At 62.8% G+C, this 13,107-nt stretch carries 14 protein-coding genes and 1 other RNA gene; 13 read left to right on the forward strand and 2 right to left on the reverse strand.

Annotated features, from left to right (window positions below; translation table 11 throughout):
* Positions 1-17 precede the first annotated feature (17 nt).
* From AC27E8_RS02535 to AC27E8_RS02575, 9 genes are all read left to right on the forward strand, one after another.
* The gene (locus AC27E8_RS02535) at positions 18-557 is read left to right on the forward strand and encodes a diacylglycerol kinase (protein WP_487099394.1); all 540 of its coding nucleotides are present in this window, start codon (positions 18-20) and stop codon (positions 555-557) included.
* On the forward strand, positions 554-1,450 hold the full coding sequence (era, locus tag AC27E8_RS02540; protein WP_487099393.1) for a GTPase Era: 897 nt from the start codon (positions 554-556) through the stop codon (positions 1,448-1,450). The genes AC27E8_RS02535 and era overlap by 4 nt, the downstream gene beginning before the upstream one ends.
* 92 nt (positions 1,451-1,542) lie before the next feature.
* On the forward strand, positions 1,543-1,707 hold the full coding sequence (locus AC27E8_RS02545) for a YqzL family protein (protein ID WP_487099392.1): 165 nt from the start codon (positions 1,543-1,545) through the stop codon (positions 1,705-1,707).
* 2 nt (positions 1,708-1,709) lie between these two features.
* A complete protein-coding gene (gene recO / locus AC27E8_RS02550; protein ID WP_487099391.1) occupies positions 1,710-2,525 on the forward strand; it encodes a DNA repair protein RecO in 816 nt (271 codons plus the stop codon).
* A gap of 264 nt (positions 2,526-2,789) precedes the next feature.
* Entirely contained in the window at positions 2,790-4,595 is a 1,806-nt protein-coding gene (gene dnaG / locus AC27E8_RS02555; protein ID WP_487099390.1) for a DNA primase, read from the forward strand.
* A 36-nt stretch (positions 4,596-4,631) separates the two neighbouring features.
* Complete coding sequence (gene rpoD, locus AC27E8_RS02560) at positions 4,632-5,738, forward strand: RNA polymerase sigma factor RpoD (RefSeq protein ID WP_487099389.1); 1,107 nt, start codon at positions 4,632-4,634, stop codon at positions 5,736-5,738.
* 186 nt (positions 5,739-5,924) lie between these two features.
* Positions 5,925-6,536: a YdcF family protein gene (locus AC27E8_RS02565; protein ID WP_487099388.1), complete on the forward strand. Its 612-nt coding sequence runs from the start codon at positions 5,925-5,927 to the stop codon at positions 6,534-6,536.
* Positions 6,537-6,557: 21 nt separating this feature from the next.
* Positions 6,558-7,328, forward strand: a complete 771-nt coding sequence (locus tag AC27E8_RS02570; protein WP_487099387.1) for a tRNA (adenine(22)-N(1))-methyltransferase — start codon at positions 6,558-6,560, stop codon at positions 7,326-7,328.
* A complete protein-coding gene (locus tag AC27E8_RS02575; protein ID WP_487099386.1) occupies positions 7,325-8,434 on the forward strand; it encodes a Nif3-like dinuclear metal center hexameric protein in 1,110 nt (369 codons plus the stop codon). The genes AC27E8_RS02570 and AC27E8_RS02575 overlap by 4 nt, the downstream gene beginning before the upstream one ends.
* Positions 8,435-8,438: 4 nt before the next feature.
* Here the strand turns inward: AC27E8_RS02575 and AC27E8_RS02580 are convergent, their stop codons facing one another.
* Positions 8,439-9,212 (reverse strand): arginase family protein, encoded by a 774-nt coding sequence (locus AC27E8_RS02580; RefSeq protein ID WP_487099385.1) that lies wholly within the window; start codon positions 9,210-9,212, stop codon positions 8,439-8,441.
* Between the two features lie 182 nt (positions 9,213-9,394).
* On the opposite strand from AC27E8_RS02580, the gene rnpB reads away from it, so the two are divergent.
* The 4 genes from rnpB (at position 9,395) to AC27E8_RS02600 (ending at position 12,529) form a co-directional block, all read left to right on the forward strand.
* Positions 9,395-9,792: RNase P RNA component class A (gene rnpB, locus AC27E8_RS02585), an RNA gene on the forward strand.
* A gap of 95 nt (positions 9,793-9,887) precedes the next feature.
* On the forward strand, positions 9,888-10,748 hold the full coding sequence (locus AC27E8_RS02590) for a GNAT family N-acetyltransferase (protein ID WP_487099384.1): 861 nt from the start codon (positions 9,888-9,890) through the stop codon (positions 10,746-10,748).
* 113 nt (positions 10,749-10,861) lie between these two features.
* Complete coding sequence (locus AC27E8_RS02595) at positions 10,862-11,053, forward strand: DUF3311 domain-containing protein (RefSeq protein WP_487099383.1); 192 nt, start codon at positions 10,862-10,864, stop codon at positions 11,051-11,053.
* 3 nt (positions 11,054-11,056) lie between these two features.
* Positions 11,057-12,529, forward strand: a complete 1,473-nt coding sequence (locus AC27E8_RS02600) for a sodium:solute symporter family protein (RefSeq protein ID WP_487099382.1) — start codon at positions 11,057-11,059, stop codon at positions 12,527-12,529.
* Between the two features lie 44 nt (positions 12,530-12,573).
* Here the strand turns inward: AC27E8_RS02600 and AC27E8_RS02605 are convergent, their stop codons facing one another.
* Positions 12,574-13,020 carry a DUF2231 domain-containing protein gene (locus AC27E8_RS02605; RefSeq protein ID WP_487099381.1) on the reverse strand — a complete coding sequence of 149 codons (447 nt, stop codon included), beginning with the start codon at positions 13,018-13,020 and terminating at the stop codon, positions 12,574-12,576.
* Positions 13,021-13,107 lie beyond the last annotated feature (87 nt).

Raw genomic sequence — 13,107 nt, forward strand, 5'->3', positions numbered from 1 at the left:
GGCGGGGCGGTGAACCCATGAAGGACGCGGGGCAGGGCCGGCAGATGATGACCGATCCGATGGCACAGCCGTTTCTCCGCGCGGTGGCATATAGCCTGCGCGGTGTGGTCTACGCTTTCCACACCGAGAAAAATTTGAAGCGGGACGTCTGGCTGTTCACCTGCCTCGCCATCGTCGAGTGGTGCCTGCGGCCCAGCTTGCCGCAGACCGCCATCACGGTGTTTGTGTCGATGTGCGTGTTTGCAGCCGAGTTGTTCAATACGGCCATCGAATTGGCCGTGGACGTGGCTTCAGGTTGGAGAGAACACCCGGTTGCCGGCATGGCGAAGGACGTGGCCAGCGGCGCTGTGACATTCGTCGCCTTGGGGGCGCTCGCCATCGCGACGTGGCTGCTCGCCTCCAACTGGCCTTGGCACTTCTGGCTCTGGAGCCGCCACAACCTGGGCGCGATGGCGCTCGTCACGGTGTGGCTGGCGATAGTCTGGGCGTTCAGGTTGTGGCCTTACCGCGCAGACATCGAGATCAAACGGCCTCGAAAGGAGGGGGAAACGGGATGACATACAAGTCTGGTTTTGTGGCGCTCATCGGCCGACCAAACGTCGGCAAGTCGACGCTTCTCAACGCCCTCGTTGGCCACAAGGTCGCCATTATGTCGAACCGGCCGCAGACCACGCGCAACCGCATCCGCGGCGTACGCACAACCGAGACGTCGCAGATGATCTTCATCGACACGCCGGGCATTCACAAACCAAAGCATCGGCTCGGCGAGTACATGGTCGACGCCGCGCTCAAGACGCTGAACGAGGTCGACGTGATCGTCATGGTCGTGGACGCCTCTTCGCCCGTTCATCCCACAGAACACGAAATCGCGAAGCAGCTCGAGCGCGTGCGGACGCCTGTGATCCTCGCGCTGAACAAGGTGGACGCGCTGGAGGATCGGGCGCTGGTGCTGAAGCGCATCGAGGAGTATCAGGCGCTTCGGCCCTTTGACGAATACGTGCCCATCTCGGCGCTGAGAGGCGAGCAAGTGGATCTTTTGGCCGAGATTATTGAAGAGCGGCTGCCCGAAGGGCCGAAGTATTATCCGGACGACATGATCACGGACCAACCGGAGTCGTTCATCATCAGCGAGATCGTGCGGGAAAAGGTGCTCCTGTTGACGCGCGACGAAGTGCCGCACTCGGTGATGGTGGCGGTGGAACACATGGAGCGGCGGTCGTCGGACACGCTTTACGTGAGCGCGGTGATTTACACGGAGCGCGAGAGTCAAAAGGCCATCCTCATTGGAAAACAGGGCCAGATGTTGAAGCGCGTGGGCGAGATGGCGCGACACGAATTGGAGGCCCTGTTGGGCAACCGAATTTACCTGGAGCTGTGGGTCAAGGTGAAGCGAGACTGGCGGAATAAGCCCGCGCTCTTGCACCAATTCGGCTTTGACCGCGAGGGCTAAGCCTCCAGGGGATTCCGGGTATACGGGCGGGGTGGCACGGCAGACTACAGTCATGGAAATGCAGTCCGCGGAGCGGAAGGGAGACGATGCCGATGCGTGATATCACGTGGAAGGTATTCGAGCTCACCGGAGATGTGTACGCGTACCTCCTGTATCGCGCCTGTCAGCAGGCAGAACAACTCGCGGACGACGAACAACCGGCGGAGGAAGAGGAGCTCCAAGAGGATTCGCATTTCCAGGCATCGCTGAAGGGCTGAGTGTGACGGTGATATGGACGACAGAGGCCGTCGTGGTGCGCGTCGTGCGCTACGGAGAGCGTGACGCCATCCTGACACTCCTGACGGAAACGGGGCTCGTGACGGCCATGGCGCGCGGGGGGGCCAGGCCGACCGGGCGGCTGTCGGCGGCCGCGCGCCTGTGTGTGCAAGGGACCTACGTGCTGTATCAGGGGCGAGGCATGGGCGACGTGCGTCAGGCTGAGGTGACCCGTCAGCGCCGCGCCCTGCACGAGGACGTGGTCAAGGCGGCGTATGCCGCGTATTTGTGCGATCTCGCCGCCCGTGCTGTTCCTGAGCGACCTGACGCGCCCCCGGCGGCTTATCGGCAGTTTGTAGCCGTGTTGGACGGGCTGGAGGCGGACCGCGTGCCTGTGGACGTGCTGGCTCGTGCGTTTGAGTTGAAGGTATGCGCGTGGCTCGGCGTGGGGCCAGACTGGCGCGTGTGCATCCGGTGCGGCGTGCCGCTGGCCGAAACCCGCGAGGCGCCTCGCTACGATCCGTTCGAAGGCGGGCTCATCTGCGCCGATTGCGCGAGCGCAACGGGTTCAGCCGCGGTTCGAGGCTGGCCCGTGCCGCGCAAGATTTCGGCCGTCCTCCACCTGTTGGCCCGGGCTGATATCGCAAAACTTCATCGAGTCGATCTTTCTGGCGCCATGCGGGATGCGCTCTCGCGCATTCTCGCACATCAACTTCAAGAATTTGCAGGCGTGGGAGGGCGGGCGCGTCAAGTGCTTGACGAGATTGTGGCGTCGCTGCCCCACCCTCCTGCCGACGACGGGCGCAATCTCGACACATAAGCGCCATACGGGAACCATAAACTGATTCGGGGATGGAGAAGAGGATAAATTTGACTTGGAGCGTCGATACTAGGCATGTCTCAAAGCTCGCTTCCGGGGACGCCACAAGCTTCGAGAGAAGCCTGGTTGTCGAACCATGTCGAGAAAGAGACAACTTTTTGCGGATAGGAGGAAAGTGTCCTACATTGTAGAATAGATGAGTATGCACCGGCGCATCACCCGAGACGAGGCAACCGTGGGCGACGCCGGATAGGGGGTGCAGTGATGAACGTTCCCGAGACGTTCATTGATACGCTGCGCCAGAAGGTCGACATCGTCGAAGTCATCAGCGAATATGTGCCCTTGCGCAAATCCGGGCGTTCGTATGTCGGTCTTTGCCCGTTCCACAATGAGCGCACGCCTTCGTTCTCCGTATCACCCGAACGCCAAGTGTACCATTGTTTCGGATGCGGGGCTGGCGGCACCGTATTCCGGTTTCTGATGGACATCGAGGGCATCTCATTTGCCGAGACGGTGACACTGCTCGCCGAGCGATGCGGCATCCCTCTGCCCGATGCGCTCCACGCGCCCGCTCCTCGCTCGCCGAGGCTCGAGCGGTATCGGCAGGCGCATGATCTCGCTGCAAAAGCGTTCAACCACATTCTAATGAATACAGATGCTGGAGTGCAAGCCCTTCACTATCTTCTTTCGCGCGGAATTTCCCGCACGACCATGGCGACCTTCCAATTGGGCTACGCGCCTCCGTCTGGACGGGCCATGATGTCGTTCCTGCAGCAGAAGGGCTTCTCGGCCGAGGAGCTCATTGCCTGTGGGCTTGCGGTGGATCTCGGCGGCGAGTTGGTAGATCGGTTCCGCGGCCGCGTGATCATTCCTATCGCGGATCGGCGAGGACAGGTCGTCGCCTTCGGCGCGCGGGCGCTCGATGACGATGCCAAGCCCAAGTACCTGAATTCTCCTGAGTATGAACTGTTTCACAAGGGTAGGATGCTCTTCAATGTTCATCGCGCCCGAAAAGCGATTCGCCGGGAGCGGAGAGCGCTGTTGCTCGAAGGCTACATGGATGTCCTGGCGGTTGCGCAGGCGGGCATCGAGTGTGCGGTTGCGACGCTCGGCACCAGTCTGACGGAAGAACAGGCCCAGTTGTTGAAGGCCGACTGCGACAAGGTCGTGATCGCGTACGACGGCGACGAGGCCGGGCGCAAGGCGACAGTCCGCGCCATCGACGTCCTCGAGCAGGCGGGCATCACACCTGTGGTGCTGCGGCTGCCGGACGGTATGGATCCGGACGAATACATCCGGGCGCATGGCGCGCGGGCGTTTGAACGCATGCTGTCCGAATCGACCTGGACCGCAGTTCAGTTCCTGATCGAGGATATGCGCGCTCGAGCGGAATGGGTGAGCCCTGCCGGCCGAACCGAATTCCTGCGCCAGGTGCTTCGGCTGCTCGCGGAGCGAGCGAGTCCAGTGGAGCAGGAATATCAGTTGCGAAATTTGTCACAGGAATTTAACCTCTCTGTCGAAACGTTGAAGGAGGAGATGCGCGGTTTCGCGAAACCATTAAGGCGTCGTTCTCCTCCGAGAGAAGAGGTCGCACCTTGGGTGAACTCGCCGCGCGCCGCCAAGGGAAAGGACCAGGTGAGCCTTCGCATTCTCCAAGCTGCATTGTTCAGCCAGGAGGCGGCAGAGTACTTGATGGAGAAGGGCGTGACCGAGCTCGCCCATCCGCTGCACACGGCGCTTTTGTCGCACGTGTATTCCTGGCGGCTCGAGAAGCCGGGACAACCGCCCTCGGCCTTCATCGACCGCCTCGAGGATGACGAGTTGGTTCGCCTGGCGTCGTCGCTCCTGTTTGATGAGCCTCCGGAGATCACGGCGGAGCTCGTGGAGGATTACCTGAGGGCGCTCGAGCTCTTCAGGTTGGAACAGGAGCTGAAGGAAAAGGTGCGCGCGTGGAACGAGGCCGAGGCGGCTGGCGATCAAGAGAAGAGTAGAGAGATCAAGCTGCAAGTGGAGTGGATTCAGAGCCAGATGGCAACCATGAAGCAGCCCCGCGCGCTCCACGCCGAATGACGGGTTGCGCCGAATGGGGTAAAGGAGGCGGGGAACATGGCGAAGACGAATGACGAAATCCGTGACGAGGATCAGGGTATCACCCTTCAGGAAGCCAAACAACAACTGATTGAACTGGGCAAAAAGCAAGGCTCATTGACATATGAGGAGATCTCGGATCGGCTCAGCGCGTTCGACATGGACGCCGACGCGATGGACGACTTTTTCGAGCAGCTGGCGGAGCTTGGGATCGACGTCGTGAACGAGCGGGACGAGGGCGGCGGCCGCGAGGACGAAGATTACGATCTGGACGATCTCTCCGTTCCGCCTGGCGTCAAGATTTCCGATCCGGTGCGGATGTACCTGAAGGAGATCGGGCGGGTGCCGCTCTTGTCGGCCCAAGAGGAGATTGAGCTCGCGAAGCGCATCGAGCAGGGAGACGAAGAGGCGAAACAGCGCTTGGCGGAAGCCAACCTGCGCCTTGTCGTCAGCATCGCGAAGCGATACGTCGGGCGCGGCATGCTGTTTCTCGACCTGATCCAGGAGGGCAACCTGGGCTTGCTCAAGGCGGTCGAGAAATTTGACTACCGGAAGGGCTACAAGTTCAGCACCTACGCCACGTGGTGGATCCGGCAGGCCATCACGCGGGCCATCGCCGATCAGGCGCGGACCATCCGCATCCCGGTGCACATGGTGGAGACCATCAACAAGCTGATCCGCGTCTCTCGCCAACTCCTTCAGGAATTGGGGCGTGAGCCCACGCCGGAGGAGATTGCCGCGGAGATGGATCTGACGCCGGAGAAGGTGCGCGAGATTCAGAAGATCGCGCAGGAACCCGTGTCACTGGAAACTCCCATTGGCGAGGAGGACGACTCCCACCTCGGCGATTTCATCCCGGACGACGAGGCGCCCGCTCCAGCCGATGCGGCGGCTTACGAGCTCTTGAAGGAGCAGTTGGAGGACGTGCTGGATACGCTCACGGAGCGCGAAGAAAACGTGTTGCGGTTGCGGTTCGGACTCGATGACGGCCGGACGCGAACGCTCGAAGAAGTCGGGAAGGTGTTTGGCGTGACGCGTGAGCGGATCCGCCAAATTGAGGCGAAGGCGCTGCGCAAGCTGCGCCATCCGAGCCGAAGCAAGCGGCTCAAGGACTTCCTCGAGTGAGGAGAGCTCCACGTTGCGCATGGCACAGGCTGCTCGTCTCGTGATGGGGCGTGGCGGCCTGATTTTGTTCCTGCCGATTCGACGCTGCCCCGCTGGTCCCGGATGACCACTTCTGGCGGCCGGTCTATCGCCATCTTCATCCGCGTATCGTGGAAGAGGATATGGCGATGAGGCGGTGGGGACAGCTTGACCTGGTTCTGGATGTGCCTGTTGGCGTGTGGAGTGGCGGTCCTGGGCTCGCTCGCGTTTCTCGTTCGATTTGCCGAGCGGTTGAAACACGAGGGCCGATCTCAACGGCCGGTACCAAGTGATGTAGGCGTGGTGCTCGGCGCATACACGAATGGCTTTGAACCGAGTCACCCGCTCGCGGCCCGGCTTCGGACGGCCATCGCGCTCTACCGCCAGGGCTACATCCGCGCCATTATCGTGAGCGGCGGCCAGGGAGAGAATGAGACCGTCTCTGAGGCGCGGAGCATGAAGCGCTTCCTTGTCATGAACGGCATCCCGCCCGAGGTCGTGCACGAAGAGCAGATGTCCACCAACACGTGGGAGAACCTGTATCACAGCAGCGCCATCATGGGCCATCGGGGATATCGGACGGCGGTCATCATCACTTCGGATTATCATCTCCCGAGGGCGCTCGCCGTCGCCCGCATGATGGGCATGGAGGCGACCGGTTGCGGCGCCGCATCCACCAAGGGGGAGTTTCGCGCGGCCGTTCGCGAGGTGTTTGCGCACATCGAATATATGTTGCGGGGAAGACAGGCCCCGTTTTGGAAAGGTAATTTCAAAGCGTAATTTCAATGATGGAGAGGGACGATGGCCATGGATTTGGGCCCGCGCCTCAGGGCCGTGGCGCAGCTGGCGCTCCCTTGTGAAACCCTTGCCGACATCGGCACCGATCACGCTTATCTGCCTCTGTTTGCTCTGGAGGCCGGCATGGTCCATCGCGCCATCGCGACGGACGTGCGCGAAGGGCCGCTGTCCCGCGCCCGGGCTCACCTGGCTGCCCGTGGGCTTCTCCCGCGCGTATCCCTTCGCCTTGGGGACGGCCTCGAGCCGCTTCAAGTCGGGGAAGCCGACGTGATTGTGTCGGCGGGGCTCGGCGGGCGTGCGCAGGCGGACATGATCGAACGGCGCGAAGATGTCGCCCGTTCGGCTCGCCGGCTGGTATTCCAGCCGATGGGGGGTGGCCACGTGCTGCGCCAGACGCTCTATCGCCTTGGGTTTCATCTCGCCGCAGAGGTGGCGGTCTGCGAAGCGGACAAGCCTTACGAGATTGTGGCCGCGGAATATCGGGGCGGGCCGGATCCTGCCTACGCAGTTGCACTTGCGGCGCTGTGCGATCGCGGCCTCCGGCCGGACGAGGCTTGGGAGGCGCTCTGGATGGTCGGGCCGCTCCTCTGTCGAACGAATGATCCATGCCTGCGCCGCCGGATCGAAGGTGAGAACAGCCGGACGGAGCAGGCGATGGCGCGCGTCGAGCGCGCCGCAAACGCCACCATGCATGCGGCTCAGCGTGAGATGCTCGCCAGGCGGCAAAAGATCTGGAGTGCACTGATGGAGATGTGGGAGGAGGATGGCGCATGACCGTGACGGTTGCCGACGCGATGCGGGCGATGGATGCCATCGCGCCGCCGCACATGGCGATGGAGGGAGACCGCATCGGGCTTCAAATGGGCGATCCCGCCCGGCCCGTCGAAAAACTCGTGGTGACGCTCGAAGTGACGCCGGCCGTGGCGGATCGCGCTGTGGCATGGGGAGCGGATATGATCGTTGCGCACCATGCGCTTCTCTTTCGGCCGCTCTCCGAAATTCGGTGGGACAAGCCGCGCCAGGCGATGGTGGCGAAGCTCGTCGCGCATCGAATCGCCTTCTTCGCGGCGCACACCAACCTCGACTGCGCCCCCGGCGGCGTGAACGACGTGATCGCGGAGAGGCTGGGTCTCGTCCATCCCGAACTGCTCGACATCACCGGGCACGACAAACTGGTGAAGCTGGTGGTATTCGTGCCGGTGTCGCATGTGGACGCGGTTCGCCAGGCGCTCGGGGACGCCGGTGCAGGCCACATCGGCGCGTATTCGCACTGCACCTTCGGAGCGCCGGGGACGGGATCGTTCAAGCCGGGGCCCGGCACCCACCCGTACATCGGCGAGGAGGGCAAGCTCGAGCTCGTGGATGAGGTGCGGCTGGAGACCATTGCCTACGAGCGCGATCTCGACCGCATCGTCGCGAGCATGCTGGAGGCGCATCCGTACGAGGAAGTGGCGTACGACGTCTACCCACTGGCAGTGCCGGGGCGTCCGTTCGGCATCGGGCGCGTGGGGGGACTGCCCGAACCGATGGAGCTTGAGTCCTTTGTGGATCAGGTGAGACGCGCCTTTCATCTGCCTCACCTTCGGTACGCGGGTCACCCGCGAGCGCGCGTACAAAAGGTCGCCGTGCTCGGAGGAGCTGGAAGTGGGTGGATTCCGCGCGCTCTGGCGTGTGGCGCTGATGTCCTCGTGACGGCGGACGTGTCGCACCATCAGGCGGCGGACGCCGTGCACGACGGGCTTGCGATCGTCGACGTGCCTCATGCGGCGCTCGAGGCGCCGGTATGCGAAGTGGTGGCCCGGAGGCTGCGCGATGCGCTGGGGTCGGCGGTGCAGATCCGCGTCGACGTCGAAGGCGTCGATCCTTGGCGCTTTGTGTGAGACATCAGCCGGATCGCAAGGCGCGGAGAATGGCGCGGTTGGCGGCCTCGTTTTTCTGGATCTCCCGAAGGGATTGGGCGCTCACGGCGCCGATGGGCGAGATGGGCCATTCTCCGCACAGGTCGACGCCAAGGATGCGCCGATGGCGTCGCAAGGAGACGAGTGCGTACAGAAGCGTCGGGAGGCGCATGCTGCCGCCATCCCAGTCGGTCGCCGCGTCGGCCGGGCTCAGGACGTCCTTGTCGATGCTGATGTAAACCGGATACGGGCCCACGGCTTCCAGGATGCGTTCCGAGAGCCTGCGCGGGGCGGACAGCCGAGACAGGGCACCTTCGTCGAGTAGGGTGACGTCGCCATGTCGTCGGCCGAGATCGCGCAACTGGCCTTCGTCGCGGGCGCCCACGATGACCGCGCGGCGGAGTTTTCGAATTCGAAAGAGCGCGCGCCTGACCCAGTTTCCGCAGGACAAAAGAGGGGGTTCGGCGGCGCAGTCGGTGTGATGGTCGAACAAGACGAGCGAGAAGGGCTCTTGGCATTCGCGGAGAAGGAAGTACGTGACATAGTGGTAGGTGCCGCTTCCGATCAGCGTCACTCCGCGATAGGTCCGCCGTTCTAGGCGACGCTCGATGGCGCGGGCCGCAAACGGATCACACATGCCATGGGTTCCAGGGATGTCGTCCAGATGCACGATTTCGTGCTCTGGCGGGAGTGGGAGCGACTGGACGGACAAGCTTTCGTCCAGGTGGAGGACGGTGACGCCAGGGTTTCGCGACAACAAGATGATCCACTCCTTTCAAGCTCGTGGGACTTGAAATGGTGTCTCATCCGAAGCGCAGGGTTTGGCCCCTTCTCTACCATAGCAGAGAATCGGGAGCGATGCAGCCTGGGATGGGCGGGATCGGTGGAATCCCCCATTGCAAGGCAGGCAAAATCCGAGTATACTCTCCATGCTGATGCGAAGAAGTAAGCCGGGCAATCGCCGGTGCGAGCCGCGAGGCTGCACGGGAGGAAAGTCCGAGCTCCACAGGGCAGGGTGCCGGATAACGTCCGGCGAGAGCGATCTCAGGGAAAGTGCCACAGAAATGCAGACCGCCGATGGCTCGATTGAGCACAGGCAAGGGTGCAACGGTGCGGTAAGAGCGCACCAGCAGTCCGGAGACGGGCTGGCTAGGTAAACCCCACCCGGAGCAAGACCAAGTAGGGGCGCACATGCGGTGGCCCGCCGCGCGCCCGGGTTGGTCGCTGGAGCCGGCTGGCAACAGTCGGCCTAGATAGATGATTGCCACTCCACACGTGCGAGGCGTTACGCCGCTTGCAGCACAGGAGGACAGAACTCGGCTTACAGGCTTGCTTCTTCGCGTACATATCGTCGCGGAGCGGACATCACCCACGTTGGGTGATGTTTTCGTATGGCCCTCGCATAGGGCGCCCGACAGGCGCACAGGAGGCATGCATGGCAACGGAATGGGTGATTGCTCGCCTGGGCGAAGCGGAACGCGCTGCATGGGTGAGCGTGGTGGAATCAGTAGGCTGGCGGTTGGATCCCGCCGAGATCGACCTCTTGTTTGCCGCTGGCGAGGCGTGGGGCGCCTACGTGGACGGCCACCTCGCGGGCGTCGCGAGCGTGTATCGATACGGACAGCGCCTCGCGTGGCTCGGGAACGTGGCAGTTTTGCCGGACGTTCAGCGCAGAGGCATCGGCAGCAAACTGATCGATCACGTCCTTCGCCAGTTTGAGGGAGCCGCGGGAGCCGTGCCGGTTGGGCTGGTGGCCCGAAAGGAACTTGCGCCGCTCTACGCCCGGTTCGGTTTCCGCCCGGTTGGAGAGGTTGTGCGGCTCGGGACAAACCGGGTGCTCGTCCCCCACTTGCCCCAGGAGCCGCTCGGGGTGGAAGGGCAGGGCGACGCGTGGTTGGAGGACGTGCGCCGCCTAGATGAGCACGCCTTCGGAGCCGACCGCTCGGAACTTCTCCAGCGCGTGATGCGCGCGGCGGACAAGGTCATCGCGGTTTGCGACGACGCTGGAAAAGCTCAGGGCATGGGTGTGGCGCTTCCGTCGGAAACCGGGATGAGGGTGGGCCCCATCCTGGCGCAAAACGACATCATGGCGCTGAACCTCATGCACCTGTTGGCGGAAGACGTGGAGGGGCCCGTCGTGATGGATGTGCCGGCCGAACGGGCTTCCTTCCTGCATCGGCTGCGCAAGCTCGGTTTTGAGGACCAGTCTTCCTCGGTCATCATGCTGCGCGGCGCGCCCAGGCTTCCCGGCCATCGACAATATCTATACGCCCTGCTGCGGCCTGCGTTCGGATGAGCGCGGGCCGTTTCGCGTTTGGAGGAATTCAAGCCGAAGTACCGAATACCATCTTTCCATAGTCGTCGTTGTCGCGCGATTCCGACAGATGTGCGTTGGGAGGGTTGACCCACATGTCCATCCGCGCGCTTGCTTTGATCCCGATTCTCTGTATCTTCGTCGGCGTGGCGTTCGCAAACCGCACGTATCCCATCGTGCTCGGCATGCCGTTTTTGTTCTTCTACATGGTGGCATGTATCGTGTTCACGTCCCTCGTGATGGCCATCGTGTACGCGCTCGATCCCGCCAATCGAAGGGAGGAATGAGTGATGAGGAGCATTCCTCTTGTCATCATCGCGGTCACCATCGCCGTCGCCTTTGTCCTTGCGTTATCGTCGCGGGCGCACAAGCGGATGGATCTGGAGCAGTGGGCGGTAGCCGGGCGAGGGTTTGGCGCTTTGTTTGTCTTTCTGCTGTTGGCAGGAGAAATTTACACGACGTTCACATTCCTTGGCGGAAGCGGGTGGGCGTATGGCACCGGTGGGCCCGCGGCGTACATTTTGGCGTATGGGGCCGTGGCGTACGTGCTCTCGTATTTTCTGTTGCCGCCCATCTGGCGCTACGCCAAGGAACGCAATCTCCTCTCTCAGCCCGACTTCTTCACGGCCCAGTTTGACAGCCGATTCCTTGGCGCGTTGGTCGCCGTCGTCGGTGTGATCGCGCTCGTGCCGTATCTGCAATCGCAGATGACTGGGCTCGGTCTGATTGTGCAAATGGCATCTTACGGCCGCCTGCCAGAGGCGTGGGCCATTGCCATTGCCATGCTGGTGCTCGCGCTGTACGTGACGCTGAGCGGCGTGCACGGTACCGCTTGGACAGCGGTGTTGAAGGATCTCGCCATTCTCGCGGTCGTCGTGGCAGTCGGCATCCTTTTGCCGGCCCACGTGGGCGGTTTACATGCCATGTTCACGTCCATCGCGCACCTGCGGCCTGGGTTTTTGCAACTGGGCGCCAAGGGAATGGGCGTGCTGTGGTTCATCTCGACGGTGGCGCTCACGGGCCTCGGATTTTACATGTGGCCGCATGCCTTCGGGGCGGTGTACACGGCCAAGCACGAGCGCGTGTTTCGGCGCAACGCCACGTTTCTTCCCCTTTACCAGTTGATCCTACTGTTCGTGTTCTTCGCCGGGTTCGCCGCCATTCTGATAGTGCCCGGGCTGAAGAACAGTAATCTGGCTCTTCTGGCCGCTGTGCAGCACGTGTTTCCGGCGTGGGCGGTGGGCGTCATCGGCGGCGCGGGCGTGCTGACAGCCATGGTGCCGGGATCGCTCATGCTGATGACGGCGGGCACGCTCGTCGCCGAGAATCTTTATCGGCCGTTGCGACCAAGCGCAACGTCCGCGGAGATTCAGACGGTGGCCCGCGTGGTGGTTTGGATGGTGGCTGCCATCACCTTCCTGTTCTCCATTCGCTCGAACGCGGCCATCGTGGCGCTGCTTCTGATGGGATACAACTTTGTGACTCAGTTCTTCCCGACCGTCTTCCTGTGCGTGTGGCGACGCGCGTGGGTCACGTTGCCCGGCGCCGTCTGCGGAATCTTGGCAGGCGTGCTCCTGGTGGCATATTTCGCGCTCACGGATCACGCCATCGTCGCCGGACTGAACAGCGGGTTCATCGCGCTCGTCGCCAACTTCCTCGTGACGCTCGTGGTCTCCGCGGCCACCCGTTCCTGGGACGCGCGGCGCACAGCTCAGCGAACTGCCCCTGCTCAAGCCGATCCGGCGAGCGGCTTTGAGGCGTGACGCATCCCGGCTGATTGAAACCCAGACGGGCCCGGGCTAGGCCTTCAGGCCTTGACTCCGAGCCCGTATTGGTACACCATCGTGCCACCGAGGTGGCCTGCCAACGTGACGAAGACGCACGCGAGAATGGCTGCGGCCGCCGCTGCCCACGACACGCGGCCGCGCCTCGTCCCTCGTGCGAGCTGAAGCGCCACGGCCACCACCTGGAAGACGCCCGTCCACAACCCGTCCTCCTTGTGCGTATGCAGCATGGGAGCGACCTGTTCGGGAATCCTCGAGAGATACGACTCGCTCACGACGCCGGCGACGGCCGCCGAAGCGGTGGCCAGAATGCCGAGGAGAAGAAGATAGAGGAAGGCGCGGGACCAAAACGGCGTCTGGCGCACGGCGCCGGCGAGCCCGGCGGCCCCGGCGAGATATGCGACGGCGATGGTGAAATGCACCACCATGGGATGAATGGTGCTTGGGAGTAGATGTTCGAGCCCCAACAACGTATGCCCCTCCGTTTCACATCCAAGTCTTCATCGTGACGAACCGACTTCAAAAAGGGATTGGAACGGCGCGCTTCCAAGCAGATT

Source organism: Alicyclobacillus sp. CIJ1 (genome assembly GCF_057538885.1).